This window comes from Bacteroidia bacterium (assembly GCA_033391075.1).
In the GTDB taxonomy this organism is placed as follows: domain Bacteria; phylum Bacteroidota; class Bacteroidia; order J057; family J057; genus JAWPMV01.
Map to the genome: position 1 here is coordinate 221818 of JAWPMV010000003.1, position 19171 is coordinate 240988.

Below are 19171 nucleotides of genomic sequence, written 5' to 3' on the forward strand. Positions count from 1 at the left end.
AAGATTATGTTAACGGAAATGAAACGATTAAAAAGTCCCTTAGAAATTTGGCAAAGCTATAGAGTTGAGTATCTATTCTATAAGCAGATAAATGGTATCCTAGTTTTCTATGACCAGCTTCCTTTTCCTACCTTTAGAATCCTCAATTTCTACGGATATCACATTCTTCGGTAAAAATAAGCGACGTGTCGATTGGGAAAGAAAGCTATTGCCATACGGTAATTCTTCCCGATATGATTTTCCGTCTTTTAACTGTATCCTTGCGACGCAATCCAGCTGGTCCAGGGTGATCACCTTTTTGGGATCCACTGCTTGACTGAAAGCTTTTAATGGACCTTGGTTTTGCCCGGCAAGGAGCACTAGATTATCTGTTTGAGTAAAAAGTTTTACCAGACTTTTGCCATCTCCAGGAATTGAAATACCGCTTTCTTCTAATGAAAGCGGACTAAATTCTCCATTCCCATCATTAATCAGTACCAAGCCATTGAGCGCATCATATCTTCCCATTCCCAGTTCTGTTCCATAATCATTGCCTGTTAGGAGCATGTCAGCTAGGTTGTCCTGGTTGAAATCACCTGTAGCTATTGCATAAACCGGAGCAAGCTGAGCTTCCTGGGGCAGACTTCGTATTTGAAACTTTCCCTCTCCCAAATTCTCTATGTAGGCACTTTGTAAATAAGTCGCCTGTAATACTAGCGGTTCAATATCTGGAAATTGCATTAGGATTTCCGGTACACTTGCCAAAGCGTAATCTCTGTGATAGAGGTATAATTTTTTAATGGTTATGAGCTGTTTTTCCATATCCGTCTTTCCGAAGTACGGAAATTCAGTAAGTTCTCCCTGCGTATTGGGGAAATATGCACTAGGGATGGCGTCAAGCCCTGCACCTTGTGCTCGATGATTATTGGCATCAAAATCTGCGACGTAAATGGAAATTGGTCTTTCATGGCTGGCTTTTAGCAAACTGTTTGTACCTAAATTGCCTGCGATATAGTCTACATCTCCATCCAGGTCAAAGTCAGCGGCTGCCAGACTATTCCAAAATCCTGTAGATGACTCCAGGGCTGGGACAGAATGCTTGAGTAAAACACCTGCTTCATTTCGGAGAAATGTCAGGGGCATCCATTCCCCCGCGAGCATTAGGTCGATCCAACCATCATTGTCAAAGTCTGTCCATAATGCGTCGCTAACAAGTCCCATGTCGATAAGCGCGGTTGCATGACTTTCATTGCCTATACTGAACTTCCCAGAACCATCATTTATCAATAGATAGCTAGACACAGGCCGAGGGTATTGGGCGGGATGAACGCGACCACCCACAAACAAATCCAGGTCTCCATCCCTATCAAAGTCGCTCGCTTTTACACAAGATCCGCTGCTCAAAAAATCGGGGAGAGATTCGTCTTTTGGAGTGAAATTTCCGCCTTCATTGAAAAAGAGCCTATCCTTATACATGCTATCCAGTTGGTTGGATTCATATCCCCCACTGACACAGTACAAATCCTGGTCACCATCATTATCCGCATCGAAGAATAAAAGTCCAAGTTCTTCTCTTATATTATCTTGAGAAGATTCAGCCATTAAGTCCCTGGATTCGAAACTTCCGTCTGATTGCTGGATAAAGAATTTTCCTGCTTTTTGGGAAGATCCGCCCTTATATATGTCGTCCAATCCATCTCCATTCACATCCCCCACAGCCAATCCTGGACCATATTGAGAAAATTTATGAAGCAGAAGTCTTTGAATATTAAAGTCTATGAAATCATTCTCTTTGTGAACATGGTTTAATCCGTGCGTATTGGTGATGTCTGTAAAGAGGGGATTTGATGTAACAGAATGCTGAGAAGTATTTTCTATTTCCAGTGCTTCCGTAAAGGATAAGTTTAGCTGCTGATTGACATCAAGCTTATAAAGGGTCTGTTTCCTGCCTTCTTGCCAGATTACCACCAGGCTATCAATCATAGTAGTAGCTCCTAGTCCAAAATGGGCACCGATTTCTACAGAGGAAAGATAGCCTCTATAGGGAGTATTTTCCCATGTCTGAAATTTCCCATTTGAATAGTAGATGTCAACGATGGCACCCAAACCCTGGAGATTTTTTTCACTTCCTGCAAATCTTACCTTTAACCAATTGTTTTGTGGGTTATCTTGTTCGACAAGTGTATTCCTGTAAATAAAAGCACTGTCATTTATATTATTAGAAATAAAATCCAGGTCTCCATCATTATCCAAATCTGCATAAGCAGCTCCATTAGAGAAAGAATGTCGGTCTAGTCCCCAGTCTTGCGTAACATTCTCGAAAAAAGGAACGCCCCCTACTGTATCCAGGCGGTTTCTAAAAGCATAATTACTGATTTTGACCGAGGGAATCATTTTTTCGAGGCGCTCACGTTCTATAAGCGCGGAATTCTTTCCACTAAATTCCATAAAGTCCCGATCTGTGACATCCTTGGGAAAGCCATTGGTAATGATGAGGTCACGCATACCGTCCTGATCAAAGTCTGCAATCAGAGGTGTCCAGCTCCAATCCGTTGACGATATACCAGCCAACATACTGATCTCGCTAAAAATCGGTTCTTTTGTTCCGGGAGTATTCCCCTGATTCAATTGTAGGCTATTCCGCACGTACTGATATTGATAGCCATATCGCTCATTGTTGACATAAAACATGTAATTATTTGGGCCCAACATGGACTTCCGCCTGAGGTTGTCTTCTGGAAGCATATCCAGAGCAATAATTTCTAGTAAACCATCATTATTCAGGTCTGCGATATTGTTCCCCATAGCTGAATAGGAAGTATGTTTCATGTAAGCAGAGGCTTTGTTCTCAAAACCCAGGAGGCTGTCTTTTTTGTAGCCATTATTGACCCAAAGCAGATCATTGGTCAGGTAGTCATTGCTTACATAAATATCTTTCCACCCATCTCGATTGAGATCGCTGATATTTACCCCCAAACCGTAGCCTTCAATAGAAATCCCGGCTTCTTTTGAAATATCAGTAAAAACTGCATGCCCTAGCTCCTCATTGAATTCATTTCTGTAGAGTTTGTCTGTGCGGTGAGAAGTGCTATCTGAAACAATTTTACGGAAATAAGAAGGTATGGCATTTTCATCCATTTGATTTATCAAAAGATACAAGTCCAGGTCTCCATCATTATCATAATCGAAAAATGCTGCATTAGTCGTATGTGATTCGTCGGCAATTCCATATGCCGCAGCTTCTTCCTGAAAGGTAATAGAGGTCTTATCGCCTGATTCCTGTAATCCCTGGTTGATATAAAGTCTATTACGCCTCCGGGATCCGGGTTCATAGGTTGTCGCGCAAACATAGAGGTCAAGCCAGCCATCATTATTGATATCTACCACCGCTACGCCTGAATTCCAATGGTCTTTTGACCTGATACCGGCCTGAGTAGAAATATCCTTAAACCTAAAATCCCCTTGATTGAGGTAAAGTTTGTTGCCGACCATATTTCCTGTAAAAAACAAATCTTCGAGCCCATCCGCATTAAAATCTCCTACTCCCACTCCCCCACCATTGTACACATATTCGAATGAAATTATGTTGAAAGTATCGTTTTCTATAATTCTGTTAGAAAAATCTACCCCTGTATGAGAAACAGGCATTTGTTCGAATAGCGTTTGCTTCTTCTGACAAGCATTCAGGCAAAATGTATGGATCAATGCAAGAAGAATAAAAGATCGAATGCGCATAGTAGAGGACTAGGTAATATGAGTTCGGAATGGAATCTACACAGGAATACATATAAAAACCCCCTGTGCTTTGTTTAGATTCAAATCTACACAGGGGGTTATTTATCTATTCTCAACAGGAATAGTTTCTTGTTTTGGATTAATTATAAGAAGGATCCTGGGTCAAAGTGGCTACACCATCTTTGAATGATCTATCGATAGCTTCCGTAGGAATAGGATAGAATTCATTTTTACCTGCGGTGAAAGATCTCCCTTGGAGATAGACACGGGTTCTGGATTCACTTTGTATGTAGGCGTTAAGAACATTTGACTGAACCCCCCAACGTTGGAGGTCAAAGAATCTGTGCCCTTCCATCGCGAATTCCAGACGGCTTTCAAAGCGAACGGCTTTACGTGCAGTAGCTTGATCTGTCCAGGGTTCATTATACTCACCGACGGTATAGTTAGCGGCATCCTCATTGGTAAGGGTAAAGCTTTGACGGTTATCTGTTCCTTGTATTGCTTTAGGTATAAAGTCTTCTGGATTAGAAGCACGTTCGCGAATTTGGTTGACCAAATCCCTGGCAACTTCCAGGTTACCTAATTCAACTTCCACTTCCGCCAACCAAAGAATTACCATAGAAAGACGCATCATCCTGTAATTATTAGCTGTTAGGTTACCCCAACCACCAATCCCGAAAGCCTCTGGCTCCCCTACGTGTTTCATAGGAGAATAAGGACCTGCATAGGATAAATCACGAATAAAATCTGTTTGGTGGATTTGGAATTCTTTGTATAGGATTCCAGGTCTTCCCAACGTATGATCGATACGCGGATCTATGGGACCTGTGTACTCAGTTTCATAAGGAATATCTTCATCATTAAAGTTATCTAATAAAGGTAAACCTGAGGCATCTGTTTTAAAGGCATTTACCAGATTTTGAGATGCTTGGTAAAATCCGCAGCATCCCCAGGGAGCTATATAAGGATGGGCCAGACCAATTCCTGAGTTAGCGTTATCAGTGGATGCGGAATTTACTGCAAACTGTACTTCCCAAATAGATTCAGAATTGTTATTGGTTCTAACGAAGAAGTTCTCGGAGAATTTCTCCATAAGGCTATATCTCCCGGAATTAATGACTTCTTCCAGCAAAGGCTTGGCTTCTTGCAATTTTGCCGTATTTGCAGCGCCACTTTCGTTCCAACCCTGGTACATGATGGCTTTTGCCTGAAAAGCTTTTGCCGCCCAGCTGGTAGGTCTGCCAACGAGTGCTTGCTCTACAGGAAGAACACTTGCAGCAGCCGCAAAATCAGCTTCAATTTTGTCCCAAATTTTCCCTTCATTAGGTACTTTGGTACTTTCTACATCATTAATGTCATAAACAGAATCGTCAATGTAGGGAGGGAATTTCCACATTTTTTGGGCTTCAAAATGGAAAAGGCCACGAAGGAATCTTGCCTCTGCAATAATTTGGGCTTTCCTATCCGGATCAAGATCCTCAACAGAATTTGCAGTAACTATTGCATCATTACAGCGAGCAATTCCTTTATATACTCCCCGCCATTTGTTTCTGATATGGTTATTGAATGAGTTGAAATCGTAGGCTTCAATAAAAGATTGTTCCGGTTGGTCACCTGCATCAGTTCCTTTAAGAGCATTGTCGGAAGAAATTCCTCCAAATACCCAGTTATGAATATCATTTTCCCAGGGAGCCTGTCCATCCAGACCACTTCCATCAACCATATTATAGGCTCCTAATAAAATTCCTTCTACTCCTTCCGGTGTCTGGAGTCCCACGGTACTGAATTGAGCCTGAGGTGTCTTGTCGAGAAACTCCTCACTACAAGCAAAGGAGAATGACGCAACTAATAGTGTTATAGATATTATTTTAAATTTCATCTGTGGTTTATGTTTAGAGTATCCAAAGAAACTTTGGTTTATAATCCTTCCCAGCTTTGGGGATTGCAGATATATTTTTCCTTTGGATGCCATAAGTTAATTATAAACTAATATTTAGGCCAAGAATAATAGTTCTTGCTACAGGCATATAGCCCCCGTCAAAACCTAATGTTCTATCATTTCCTGTTTGAATTTCAGGATTTAGCCCCGTGTAGTCTGTAATCGTAAGAACATTCTGCCCCTGAATATATACCTGCCCAGATCTCATCCCCAATTTTTGAGCAAGAGTTGTAGGAAAGTTGTATGTCAATTGAACATTTCTCAGGCGGAAGAAACTTCCATCTTCAATCAAGTAGGTAGAAACCCGGCTACTGATTTGATCGTTTGCATCCATAATAGGTGAAGTCGCATTAGGATTAGCTGCTACCCATTGCTCTCTCGGAGCTGTAGGATTTGTAGGTTGCCATGCCTCATATAGGGCTCTTGTTGACCTGTTACCCTGGAAAGAGTTGAAATCTGCAAAGAAACGTACATAGTTAAAGATGTCATTTCCATGAGAACCATTTCCGAATAACGTAAGTTCAAAATCCTTATAACCAACACTCAAATTTAATCCATAGGTAAAGTCCGGGTGAGGATTACCAATGATGGTTCTGTCATCATCATTGATCTGTCCGTCCCCATTCACATCTTCTACTTTGAATTTTCCGGGTGCATTATATGAACCATATTCAGGCCATGCTGCAGCTTCTTCAACAGATTGGAATATTCCTACCACATTAAACCCAAAGAAAGAGGAAATGGGATTACCTATTTGGGTAACTGTCATAGAAGGTACCCTTGAACTATTACCGAATATTCTGGAATCGTCCGTATTTAATGCGTCAATGTTGTTTCTGTAAGTAGAAAAATTACCATCGATGCTGTAGTAGAAATCTCCTCGACGGTCTGAAAATCCAATCCCTAAGTCAAGCCCTTTATTAGTTACCTGCCCTACATTAAAAGAAGGCGCTCTTGCATCTCCCGCAGAAAAGGTAATCGGAACTTGCAAAAGCATGTCGGTAGTGACACGGTTCCATAAGTCAAACTCTACCGTCAACTTATTATTGAACATCGATGCGTCAAATCCCAGGTTATTTGAAGTTGTCGTCTCCCATCTTGCATTGGGGTTACCAAAAGAGGCTGCATCAAATCCGATGGTCGGGCTGCTATTACTTCCATCAATAGGATATCCTGCGTGGAAGATACTGGAACGGTAGGTTGTGAAGGCGTTGTAGTCTCCAATCTCCTGGTTACCAGTTTGTCCCCAACCATACCTGATTTTGAAATCATTGAAGAAAGGAAAAGCATTGTAAAAGAATGGTTCTTCAGAAATCCTCCATCCCAGACTGAAGGCAGGGAATACCGCACTCCTTGCCGCTTGCCTAAATCTTGATGAGGCATCGTTTCTGATCGTAAACTGTACCAGGTATTTTTGGTCATAGCTATAGTTAAACTGACCGAATTGAGAGAAGAGTGAAAAATCTCGGGATACGTTACCAAAGTTGGAGGAGGTAGTTGCATCACCCAGATCCAGATAACTGATGATTTCATTAGTTTCAAAGGCAAACCTTTGTCTTCCTGCTCCAAAAAATTCGGCAAACTGCTCGATGGCTTCGATACCCACGTTCGCATTTACGGTATGAATCTGGTTAAATGTCTTATTATAATTTAAGGTATTAGACCAAACCCATTGGTAATCGTAGCTGCTACTTGCACTCGAGCTATTGATGAAGTTTCCTTCTACGTACTCAGGTTGAGGACGACCGATATCGCGCCGACGTGAGGCATTTAAGTCAATTCCAAAACTGGTTCTTACGGACAGATCCTTAACTATTTCGAGTTCTGCATATACATTTCCGAAAGCACGAAGATTGTAAGTTCTGTCATCCTGATTTCTTGCCAGACTTGCATAAGGGTTGAAGTTATTACCCAGGTTTGCACCCCGGCTTCCTGCAAAATTACCTGCAATATCAAATACTGGTAGGAGCGGGTGGTGCTTGTATGAACCAGAAACAGCGTTTTGCTCTCCATTGTTTCCAAAGCCTCCTTGTCTATTACCTAGAGCAACGGTAAAGTTTTCCCCTACTTTTAATCTTCCATTAGCAACATCAAATTCTGTGTTAGCACGAAGTGAAACCCGATCATAACTCACAAATCTGGTAATCGCATCTTGTTTAAAGTAGTTTACACTGAAAGCGTATCTGGCATTTTCGGATGCTCCTGTCGCGGCCAATTGATGACTCATGATTGGCGCATTGTCTCGCGTAACTTCCCCCCACCAATCAGTATCAGCAGATCGGGTAATTGCGAAAATATTATCAGGCGTCAAAGAATATAGACTTTCATCCACCGTATTGGCACCACTCGGGAATACGTAAGTAGGAATGGTGACTTGACCATTTGCTCCAAAGGAATATTGACCATGCGAAGGCGTTTTTCCTGCATATAAATCAGCCAGGTACAAGTACTCCCCTAATTCTGCTGCATTGAGGGCTTCAACATCGTTCGTTCCTGATTGAAAGCCATAAAATCCATTATAACTCAAGGTCGGCTTTCCTAATTTTCCTTTACGTGTAGTAACAATAATTACCCCGTTCGCAGCACGAGATCCATAAATAGAGGCAGCCGATGCATCTTTCAATACCTGTATGGTCTCGATATCATTGGGATTCAAGGTAGCCTGACTTGTTGAGGGTACCCCATCGATAATGTAGAGGGGGTTGTTGTTACCTACTGTACCAAATCCTCTAATACGCACAGTGGCCTCTCCACCGGGAGTTGCATCATTGATAATGGTAAGACCTGAAGCCCTACCCTGAAGTTGTTGTGCGAAGGTTGTTGCTGGCACAGCCAATAATTCTTTGCTATCCACAGTTGCAACGGCCCCTGTAATGTCCCGTTTACTTTGTGCTGTGTATCCTGTAATTACGACCTCATCAAGTACTTGGTCTGATGAAAGTTTTACATTTACAACAGATTGGCCGTTTACAGCTACCTCAATTTTAGTATAGGTAATATAAGAGAATACAAGTACCGCATCAGTACCTGCATCTAAGGAGAATGCTCCTTTGTCATCGGTCAGAGTCCCCGTTGTTGTTCCTTTAATAACAACAGAAACTCCAGTAAGCGGATCGCCTGATTCAGAATCAGTCACCACTCCCGTTACCTGTGCCATGGCTACATTAGAAAGAAATAAAAATGACAGGGCGAAAACAGACAATCTTATCACATTAAGATTAAGATTTCTCATAGCGAAATGTTTTTTTGTAGTAGATTAGTTTTAACAGGTGATTCTCTCAAACATAAATGTCAATCTAATTCTATTGGGAAGCCCAAATCCTTAGAGAATATATTCGAGGAAATCCTATCCCAGAAACTTATTTTGATCCTTACTCATATTTCTTTACAAATCCTCTTACAATCAAGCTCTTGAGAGATAATTAAAAGAAGAAACTGTACATATGTGTTAGGAAATAGTATCCGGTGTCTTGGGACACTCAATCTTGAAGAGTCAAATAAAAAATACCTCAAGTAGTAAGTAAGTCCATGTCCAATAACTCGCAATATTCAGGCTTGGCTTTAAAAAATATGCGAGATGGCTAGTTCTAGCCTAATTGTGTTTGAAAAAAACTAGGGGATGCGGTTTAACGTTTGCATTTAATTAGTTAGTGTGAAAAATATGAATACTTAGTTTTTGGGTTAAGAACGATTATCTCTACTAAAGATATAAATTCCTTAATTAAATCGGATTAAAAATAATTATTTGTCAATTCTCCCTTAAATCAATAAGCAGATTTGAAAGAGGACAATGGTGTAATCCTCATTTTCAATAGGCAAATAATTCCAGATGCCTTGAAACGAATTTGCACTTAGGGAATAAAAAAAACAGTAGCCTGAAAGGTTTGCATCCCCCATCGAGAGGCAACAGCAAGTGCCAATAATCTGGCGCATGAGCCCAAGGGGTTGTTTTTATCCCCTTTGAGTTATAAGAATCTTTGTTTCACAAACTTCTGGCTTGCCCATTTGTCTCCCGATTGGATGTAAAGAAAATAGATTCCGCTGGACAATTCAGAAAGATCCAGGAAAGAGGTTGAGAATCTTTTTTCAAGAACAACTTCCCCTATCATATTTATTACCTTCAGATTTCCGTAAGCAAGACCTTCAAGTTTCACTCTTCCTGTACTTGGATTAGGATAAATAGAAACATCAATCCTATTATAATCCTCAAGGCCTACTAAAGAAGCACAGGCATTTTCGATTTGTGCCCGATTACTGCAACCCATTGCATTTCCCCTTAAAAAAACCTGATTCGTGGTCGTGGATAGATAATCACAAATACTTCTTACACCACAAATGGATAAGCGAGGAGAGCCCGTAATACTTAAGTCCGTAATTGTATATCCATCAAGATTTTCCAAGCCATACAGGCTGCTAAGCGAACTATTATCCAATACCCTCAAGGGACCATTTATTGTCATGAGATTTCCCAAACTATTCAGGTCCATGAGGCTACTATTATTCATTATCCGCAGGCCTCTGCCAATAGCATTCAGCTTGTCCAGTCCATTTAGGTTTTGTAAGCCTGGATTTGATTGTAGCAGCAAATTGTCTCCTATACTTGTCAGATTTTCCAGGCCCCTTAAGTTTGTTATGGATGCATTTTCACTTATAGCCAAAAAATTGCCAATAGAATCTAAATTGCTCAAGCCGCCCAAGTCCAGGAGGGCATCATTGGAAAATATGGATACAGATCCTCCTACAGATGTTAGGTTTCTCAATCCGTTTAGGCTCGATAAAACAGTATTTGTGATCAAAAAAAGATCCCCTCCAATAAACTCAAGTTGCTGTAAACCTTTCAAACTACCCAAGGCATTGTTATATCGGATAGCTAAGTTGCCACTGATAGAATCTATTTGTACCAGACTATCCAAATTTGTAATGGCTCCGAAAAGAGCTTCTTCTATAAATACATTTCCCAATATATGCCTGCATCCAGGATAGTTTGCCGGAAAGGCATCAACCTGAGCCTGAGAAGCAAAAGTAAATCCTGTAGGGAGACAGCTCTGGGCTGTAGTATGACAAAAAGAATAAAAGGTCGTAATGAGTAGAAGCAGGATAGACTTTTTCATTGGGGGTAGTTCTTTCAAGATTTGCATAGCTGATTAGATCCTTCCTTCATAATCATAAAATAATTTAATGAGGCCTATTTCATGTCTGCTGGCTTACAAAATAAGCTTTAGTTCGTCTTGCTATTAATAAAATTAAAGAAAAGAAATGGAGAGGCTATCGCATCTCAATCTTCAAGCCCAGGAGTACGAACCACACACGCACAATCCGGTATCTTCTGTCTCTCCTCCCCTGCCCCAAAGAAGGTCAAACACAGAGTCCGGAAGGAAAATCAACCCCTTTTTAATCTTGACCATTCCATAAACAACCTTAGCAATAAATCCCTTTACTCTAAGCCAGCCTCCAAGAGTTTAATCAAATCCAATTCGTGTTGCCGATTCAATCCCAAACCTACTTCCGCAGCTCCAAAATCAATCGTTCTCTGAACATTCTGGCTATACCACTTCAGGCAATCATCCAGGGTTTCTGTCATCGGTCTATACGTAAATCCACTACTGATCAGTTTCTCATTGCTGATTTGCATAAATCCAGGATCTTCAGACAAGGGCGCCCATAAAGGCATATCAGAAAAGGAGTAAATCTTGTGTTTTTTGAAAAATTCTTCACTGGCCCAATAAACCTTAGCATTTGAATTGAAATGTGATTGAGCAGTTTGTATAAAGTCTTTCCACAGCAATTTCTCTTCTCCTGGACCCACACAGTTATAAGTCCCCAGTAGTTTCTGCTCAGCTGCCTGTATTGCAAATCGGCCCACATCTTTGACATCGATAAATTGCAAAGGATCCTGTCCACTACCAGGCGCAATAAAGGGTTCATGTGAACTGAGCTTTAAACACCAGTAGAGCAGATCATATGCAGGATTCCTCCATCCTGTGATCGGTCCCGGTCTCAGGATGCTATGATTAGAAGGGAATCTTTCGCGTACAAAGTTTTCAGCCGCATGTTTCTCTTCTGGGTATTCCCAATCCACTTTATCCAGTTCAAGGCTTACCAAATTTGAGGATTCATGAAGACCTACTTCCTGAAAATTATTATAAACCGCTATACTTGAAATAAATACATAGTGCCTGGCTTTCTCTTGAAATACTTTCGTTGCATCATCCACCAGTCTCGATTTTTCCGGCCAGACATCTATCACCAAATCCCATTCCTGATCCGCAAGAGAACTATATCCTTCTATCCCACTTTCACGATCTCCTTTGAATAATTGCAATTGGGGATACAAAGTCGGATTACTAATCCCACGGTTGAATAAACTTATTTGATGATTTCTGGCAATTGCGGCTTCTACAATTGATGGGCCAAGAAAATTGGTTCCACCTAAAACGAGGATTTTCAAAGATTCTTCCTCGGTTACACAGGAACTCAAAGAGAGGCTACTGGCCAATGCTGCGGTTCCTGCCAGAGATTTTACAAACTGACGACGTTTCATAGTATTCGGTAGCTTATCACATGCGTTTTAATAGAAAATTTAGCTTATATGCACCTATCTTAGGCCATAGCCTCTAAATTTATGTACTGCTCATGCATTATTTAGTTGTGGCAATCAGCTTTTTAACAAAACATTAAGCAGTCAAGCTTCAGGATTTCGCAGCAAGAAGATTAGGTTGAAATGGAAAATATCAGCGTACGTAGATCCATTTTAAGAGATTTAATATTACCCATTTTGGTATGGGCTGCTATCATTGTCATTTTCTCGAGTGTAAAGAAACTCCCTTTTGAATTTCCTGAAGAAGGAAAAATTCTGCTGAGGTACCTGACAAAAATTCTGACTACCGTTTTTATCCCCCTTATACTGATCAGAATTATATATAAAGATGAGGCCGAATTTGGAATATATTTTCCGCCATTTCCAGACTCTTTTAAACTTTCTTTTAGGGCTTATTCGATCGGTGGGCCCGCAGGCATGAGTTTTTTATTGATTGCTTTTCTGGGCTGGGGATTTGACGATTGGTATGGATCTGCTATACTAAGTATTACCTATTTACTGGTTTTCTATTTTGTCCCAAAAGTCTGCCGTAAGCTTCCGAGTCGTTCGGAAATTACTATTCCCAATAAGCAGATTTATGTATATGTCCTGCTTAGTCTGCTCAGCTGGATAATCGCATTCTTTAGTTATAGCTACTTCCCCCTGATCTCAAAGATTTTGTATTATGTTTTCATTGTAGGCTTAGGGGAGGAATTACTATTCAGGGGATATCTTCAATCTGCATTTAACAGATATTTTGGAAAGCCTTTTCAGGTTGGGAATGTCAAATTCGGATATGGATTATTGCTTGCCTCCCTACTATTTGGCCTCATTCATGCCCTGGTTGTTGTTCCTCCTGTCTGGCCCTGGGCCTTATTTACCTTCTTCATGGGATTGACCCTGGGATATATACGAGAGAAAGATGGATCTATCCTTGCGCCACTTTTGTTACACGCTATGCTGGATATGCCCCTTGCATTTATGTCCTGAAGACATTTGCCCCTATATAAAAAGAGGCAAAAGTCAGGACCTAATGAAGCAGGGAAGTTCCACAACATTAGGTCCTGCGCGTCCGTATTAGTTCAAATGCTTCAAAGCTTCGGCAGCATTCATATTATTGGGATCAAGTTCAAGAGCTTTCCGATAATGCTTTTGCGCTTCTTTTAAATTTTTCATCCGGGCATAAACTTCGCCCAGGGAATCATAGACATTTGCATCCTCAGGAAATTCCGCTTGATTCCTCTGCATCAAACTCAGAGCTTCTTCATGTTTATCTTGTTTTAGCAGCATATAAGCAACCATATTCAAGGCATTGGCATTTATTTCTGTCTCCTTTTTCAATGCTTCAAAACGATCGAATGCTCCGCTAAGACCCTCTGTTTTGTAGGCAGCATAAATAGAGCCCGGAGGCCTGTTCTCATTACGTAGGAAATTCTTGAAATTATCCTCCTTGATTTGTTTACCCAATAGACTGAAATTCACCGTAACCTCATCCGATAGAGCTACGATTCCCTCTTTCACCTGGCTCCAATTATCTCCCATTACACCATACTCCTTTCTGTTGAGGGTATAAGAGCCTGTAAAAATTACCTGATGGTCTCCCCGCATATCTTCTATTACCCCTACTGCCGGAGCAATTAGAAAACTGATGCTTTTTGTGGTTTCTTTTACCGTCAAATTTCCCTTTACCCTTAATCCCTTTCCCTCTGCTTCTACCCTTGTGCTCGTAAAGGTGATATGGGGATATTTCTCAGCAAGAAACCAATTATCCGATTTCAAATCACGGTCTCTCCAATCATTGTTGGTATCAATGCTTTCTACCTCGATTTGAAAACTTACGGATGTCTGAGATAGGGATTCGGGATTGTAATAAATGCTTCCGTAGAAGTTTCCAAAATTTCCCCTGACTTTCGCATATCCCATATAAGTCGTTTCAAACTCAAAGTAGCTATGCATGCCTTCAATTGGATAAAGATGGTCGATATCAAAATTTTGAGCGGGAAGGAGGTTTATCAATCCTAACCCTAAGAATAAAATAAGTGAGACTTTGTTCATAATCTTTTAGGCCAAATATTCACCTAAAAGAGCAAGGAATCGCCCAATCCGATAGGATTTACCTCTTTTTTTCAGAAATGCTTATTTTGAATAATTTGGCCCCTGTGAATTGGCCTGTATGGAGAGCAGAAAGTTCAGGTATTCTAATCAAACACTTTTCTTAAAGGCGGAAGGTGTCATCCCCTCATTCTTTTTAAAGGCATTATTAAAAGAGTTTTTGCTATTGAAACCGACTTCAAAAGCTACTTCGAGTAAGGTCCGGGAAGAACCATTTGTAATTTTATCCTTGGCCTCATTTATTCGATAGGTATTGATCAGATCAAAAAAGTTCTGCTTCAATTCCTCATTGATAAGTTGGGACAAATGATGAGTTGAAACTCCTAGTTCTTTCGCAAGAGCCGATAATCTTAACTCATTGTTTCTATATACCTTGTCAACTTCTAATTTCTCTTTTAACTTTTTGATAAGGCTATCCTTAGCCCCCTTGCTTAGGCCTGATTTTGCATATTTTGTTTGGGGAATATCTGCTTTAATCAGGAAAACAGAATTGGGGTATTTCATCGCACGATATGCCAGTCCAAATACAAAAACAAGAGTTGGCAGGACATATAGATAATCAAAGGTCCTTTGCCACATTTTGGTGGCATATTGATAGATAACAAAAGCGGAGCAAAATAGAATGATCAGCAAGGCAAGCAAATAAAGGTATTGGAGGCTCTTGATTTTGTCCAGAGGAATATTGGCTTGACGCTCCTTCGCCTCAGCAAGCAATTGCTTACTTTCACGATAAGCAAGAAATAGATACATCAGTGCATGGAGAAACTGAAGGATGAAAACATAGGCATAGAGATAATGCTTAGCAGTAATCGCTTCCTGATTCCAGGAGTCAAAAACGGTCAACATCCCGTAGTTCACCGCCCGATCTGTAATGAAATCATCAAAAAATACAGGAAGTAAAAAGGTAAATAGCAGGATGGGAAAGAAATGCAATAGGTCCCTCTTTTTAAGCTTAAAATCTTTTATCAGAATGGCCCGATTATATAAATAAATCAGAGGCCCTACGATGAACCAGGATCCATATCGAGTACTGAAAATAAAGGGTATCCGGGAGTCAAGGGTATGCCTTAGTAAAAAGAATTCCACCTGATACCACAAAAAAGCAAATAGAAGTGCAGCTAAAAGATAATTGGCGGGCCTGACAGTTTTTCGGTCAAGCAAAACCGTTACCATCAAAAAGAGGCATTGCCCCATCCCCAGAAAAAGTAGTATAGAAACGAAATCAATATTCAAGATACAGCCTGATGTTTTCTTTATAAGTTAGAGAAAAACCAAATGCCGACAAATTCCTCTTCGTTTTCGGGAACTCAATACTATATGGGCAGCCTTGAGTTCCAATCCCATGAGGATGCTAGTTCAAAAGGCTTCTACCTGAGAAATCTTGCTATCCGCAATCTCTGGCCCGAGAGGATGAACATATTCAACCTATCATTAGATTTATTAATCCTATTAAATGCAAAATCCAAATTTTTTGAGTCCCCTAGCCTGAGATTTCGTAATTTGGAATTCTTATAAAAACAGCCCTAATGAAACGGAAAAAAATTCGGTGGGTTTTTTTCTTTGCCTTTCTCATCCCTATCAGCTTGCTAGGATTCACTTTGGTCTATGTTTATCAAAATCAACAGACCATCGTGCAAGCCGAAATAGATGCCTTGAACCAGGGGTTTCAAGGAAAGATTAGCATTGGTGAAACCCATTTGGCCCCTTTTGAGAACTTCCCTTATATCTCCATCAAGGTGGATAGTGTTAAGGTATTTGAGTCCAAGAAGGAAAATGCGTACAGTATTTTGGAAGTGGCTGACATTTATGTGGGCCTGGATATCTCGGATATTATTCAAGGGAAAATCGACATCAAAAAACTCCTGATAGAAGATGGATTTTTTGACATCGTACTTCATGAAGACGGAACAAACAATTTAAGCAATGCTCTAGCCAGCCAGGGAGAGGAAGAGGAATCCGAGCCTTTACACATCCATCTGCAAAATATTGAGCTAAGAAACTTAGACGTCCATAAAATCAATGAGAGTAGCGGCCTGGATGTCGAAGCCTACATTTATTGGGCAGAAGGAAGCTTTAAAAGTACCGAAGGTCATATAGCAGCCAACATCGATACGGGTTTTGATCTGAATATCATGGTCGATGGCGATACCACCTTTATAAAACATAAGCATATTGAATTTCATACGGATGTCGATTTTGATGAACGTACAGGCCAATTAAGCATAGCACCTTCGGACATCGTAACGGAATATGCCGATTTTGATCTTACGGGCACAGTGAATACCAAAAACAAGATGGATTTGGACCTGGAAATAAAAGGGACAAAACCCAATTTTGATCTGTTCATTGCCTTTGCTCCAGCTGAGATTATTCCTATTCTCGAGCGCTACAAAAATGCCGGGAAGATCTACTTTAATTCCACTATTCAGGGCCCCGCGGCATTTGGCTACAGTCCCTTTGTTAATATTGACTTTGGAGCGAGTGAGGCTTTTTTAGAAAATACCCGTTTTGGACGCCGGGTAGAAGAGATGGGATTTGAAGGTCATTTCAGCAATGGTGGGAAAAGAGACCTTTCTACCATGCAATTCTCCATGAGCAATATGACCGCCAATCTGGAAAAAGGGAAGTTTATCGGTAATGTAGAGGTCAAAAATTTCGAAGAGCCAGACATCAAGATGGAGGTCGATGCGCAATTCGAATTAGATTTTATTGCAGAATTTCTCAACCTAAACGAATACGAAGATGCTGAGGGAACGGTCGATCTTAAAATGAATTTTCATGACATCATTGATTTAGACAATCCCGAAGAAGTCCTGAACAATTTGGATCAGGCCTACTACAGCGAACTGACCTTAAAAAACCTAAGCATAAACGCTGCTCAATTACCAGCTCCCTTGAAAAATCTTAATGCGCACATGATTATCAAGGGAAAACGAGCAGAATTGGATCAATTTGAAGTCAAATTTGGGGAGTCCGATTTGTCCATGCGTGGTTACCTCACAGATTTACCCGCCATCATCCACCACAGCGATGTGCCTGTTTTTACCCATCTGGAGATCAAATCTGATGTGCTGGATATAGCTGAAATAAGTTCTTTTTCAGCAGAAGATAGCACAGGTATAGATGAAAGGATAGAAGACTTAAGATTAGGTCTGTCATTTCAAGCTTCGGCCCGAGATTTTACTGAGGCTAAACACCTCCCGAGTGGGGAGTTTTTCGTAGACAGCTTGCATGCACAACTCAAGCACTATCCGCATGAATTACATGATTTTCATGTGGATCTTTTGATTGATGAGCATGACATCCGAATCAAAGATTTCACGGGCTATATCGATAAGTCAGATTTTCATGTGGATGGGGAAATTCATGAGTATGCCTTTTGGATGAAAGACACCCTCAATGGGGATGTCGACTTGGATATTGGTATTACCTCCCGGCTTCTTCGTCTGGAGGACATCTTTAGCTATCAAGGAGAGAATTATGTGCCGGAGGATTATCGCCATGAAGAGTTTGATAATCTGGCTCTACACTTTTCTTCCAGCATGCATTACAAGGATTCGGAATTACAATCCATCGATATCGATCTGGATAAATTCGATGCCAAAATGCATTTGCATCCCATGCGTTTCAAAGACTTTAACGGACGCATACATTATGAAGATGAACATCTCTTGCTGGAAAACTTTCACGCGCAAATGGGGAGAAGCATATTCAATGTGAACATGGATTACTTTTTGGGAGCAGATTCGACGATCAAAAAGAGAGATAATTATCTGAGTTTAAAGACTAATTACATTGATTTTGACCAACTCAGCAATTACAATCTTGCTCCGCCCCAAAAAAATAAGGCGGTAGCCGTGGAACAAAAAACTGTCCAGACAGATACAGCAGATGTCGCTGAACATGCAGAGGCCTTCAACTTATATGAATTGCCTTTTACCGATATGCGCTTTGATGTAGATATTGGCCATTTCATCTACCACCGACTGGATCTCCAAAACATTAATGCAGATTTACGGATTACGCAGGATCATTATGTTTATGTGGACACCTTAAGCCTGAATGCCGCTGGTGGGGAATTTCACATGAAGGGCTATTTCAACGGAAGCGACCCCAAACATATTTACCTGAAACCGGATATAGATGTTCAACATGTGGATCTGGACAAACTCTTATTCAAATTTGAGAATTTCGGTCAGGATGTGATTGTCTCAGAAAATTTGCACGGCGAACTCTCAGCAAAGATCACGGGCAATATTCGCGTTTATCCTGATTTTGTTCCTGACCTGGATCAATCAGAAGTGCACATGGATGTTGTAGCGGTGAATGGGCGATTGGAGAACTATGACTATATGTTGATGCTATCAGATTATTTTGGGGATAAGGATTTGTCCAATGTTCGTTTTGACACCCTGAGAAATCATCTGGATGTAACCAATGGCGTGCTGTCTATTCCCAACATGACCATAGAATCTACTCTGGGACATATGGATATTTCGGGAAGCCAGGACATGAATGACAACATCGAATACTATATGCGCATTCCCTGGAAATTGATCAAACAAGGAGCACGCAATCGAATATTTGGAAGTAAGAAAAATAAGGAGGATTCGACTACAGAAGATGAAATCATTGAGGTCGATCCCAATAAGAAAGTCCGCTATTTGAATGTAAAAATCATGGGGACCCTGGATGATTTTGATGTAAAAATGGGGAAGAAGAAGGAATGATTCGATACCGAGCATTCTTGAGCTGGATACCCTCAGCATCCTCCTTCTACCAGAACTAAAACACAAGAGCAGAAATGTACTGCTCCTGTGTTCATCCTC

At 40.7% G+C, this 19171-nt stretch carries 9 protein-coding genes; 2 read left to right on the plus strand and 7 right to left on the minus strand.

Annotated elements, in window-relative coordinates:
- Positions 1-99: 99 nt before the first annotated feature.
- From R8P61_34040 to R8P61_34060, 5 genes are all read right to left on the minus strand, one after another.
- Positions 100-3714, minus strand: a complete 3615-nt coding sequence (locus tag R8P61_34040; GenBank protein ID MDW3652146.1) for a VCBS repeat-containing protein — start codon at positions 3712-3714, stop codon at positions 100-102.
- A gap of 139 nt (positions 3715-3853) precedes the next feature.
- Complete coding sequence (locus R8P61_34045) at positions 3854-5593, minus strand: RagB/SusD family nutrient uptake outer membrane protein (protein ID MDW3652147.1); 1740 nt, start codon at positions 5591-5593, stop codon at positions 3854-3856.
- Positions 5594-5693: 100 nt separating this feature from the next.
- Entirely contained in the window at positions 5694-8885 is a 3192-nt protein-coding gene (locus R8P61_34050) for a TonB-dependent receptor (protein ID MDW3652148.1), read from the minus strand.
- A gap of 733 nt (positions 8886-9618) precedes the next feature.
- Positions 9619-10764: a T9SS type A sorting domain-containing protein gene (locus tag R8P61_34055; protein MDW3652149.1), complete on the minus strand. Its 1146-nt coding sequence runs from the start codon at positions 10762-10764 to the stop codon at positions 9619-9621.
- A 323-nt stretch (positions 10765-11087) separates the two neighbouring features.
- Positions 11088-12194, minus strand: coding sequence for a hypothetical protein (locus R8P61_34060; GenBank protein ID MDW3652150.1), 1107 nt, complete (start codon positions 12192-12194; stop codon positions 11088-11090).
- A 180-nt stretch (positions 12195-12374) separates the two neighbouring features.
- Here R8P61_34060 and R8P61_34065 point away from each other — a divergent pair, with 180 nt between their 5' ends.
- A complete protein-coding gene (locus R8P61_34065) occupies positions 12375-13220 on the plus strand; it encodes a CPBP family intramembrane glutamic endopeptidase (protein MDW3652151.1) in 846 nt (281 codons plus the stop codon).
- Positions 13221-13307: 87 nt separating this feature from the next.
- Here R8P61_34065 and R8P61_34070 read toward each other — a convergent pair whose 3' ends face one another.
- Both R8P61_34070 and R8P61_34075 read right to left on the minus strand, forming a co-directional pair.
- A complete protein-coding gene (locus R8P61_34070) occupies positions 13308-14285 on the minus strand; it encodes a YceI family protein (protein MDW3652152.1) in 978 nt (325 codons plus the stop codon).
- 147 nt (positions 14286-14432) lie between these two features.
- Positions 14433-15575 carry a helix-turn-helix domain-containing protein gene (locus tag R8P61_34075; GenBank protein ID MDW3652153.1) on the minus strand — a complete coding sequence of 381 codons (1143 nt, stop codon included), beginning with the start codon at positions 15573-15575 and terminating at the stop codon, positions 14433-14435.
- 293 nt (positions 15576-15868) lie between these two features.
- Here R8P61_34075 and R8P61_34080 point away from each other — a divergent pair, with 293 nt between their 5' ends.
- Positions 15869-19072: an AsmA-like C-terminal region-containing protein gene (locus R8P61_34080; GenBank protein MDW3652154.1), complete on the plus strand. Its 3204-nt coding sequence runs from the start codon at positions 15869-15871 to the stop codon at positions 19070-19072.
- Positions 19073-19171: the final 99 nt, after the last annotated feature.

Excerpts from the sequence above, each read along its gene's own strand:
- R8P61_34040 (MDW3652146.1), bottom strand. The coding sequence starts at position 3,714 with ATGCGCATTCGATCTTTTATTCTTCTTGCATTGATCCATACATTTTGC.
- R8P61_34045 (MDW3652147.1), bottom strand. The coding sequence starts at position 5,593 with ATGAAATTTAAAATAATATCTATAACACTATTAGTTGCGTCATTCTCC.
- R8P61_34050 (MDW3652148.1), bottom strand. The coding sequence starts at position 8,885 with ATGAGAAATCTTAATCTTAATGTGATAAGATTGTCTGTTTTCGCCCTG.
- R8P61_34055 (MDW3652149.1), bottom strand. The coding sequence starts at position 10,764 with ATGAAAAAGTCTATCCTGCTTCTACTCATTACGACCTTTTATTCTTTT.
- R8P61_34060 (MDW3652150.1), bottom strand. The coding sequence starts at position 12,194 with ATGAAACGTCGTCAGTTTGTAAAATCTCTGGCAGGAACCGCAGCATTG.
- R8P61_34065 (MDW3652151.1), top strand. The coding sequence starts at position 12,375 with ATGGAAAATATCAGCGTACGTAGATCCATTTTAAGAGATTTAATATTA.
- R8P61_34070 (MDW3652152.1), bottom strand. The coding sequence starts at position 14,285 with ATGAACAAAGTCTCACTTATTTTATTCTTAGGGTTAGGATTGATAAAC.
- R8P61_34080 (MDW3652154.1), top strand. The coding sequence starts at position 15,869 with ATGAAACGGAAAAAAATTCGGTGGGTTTTTTTCTTTGCCTTTCTCATC.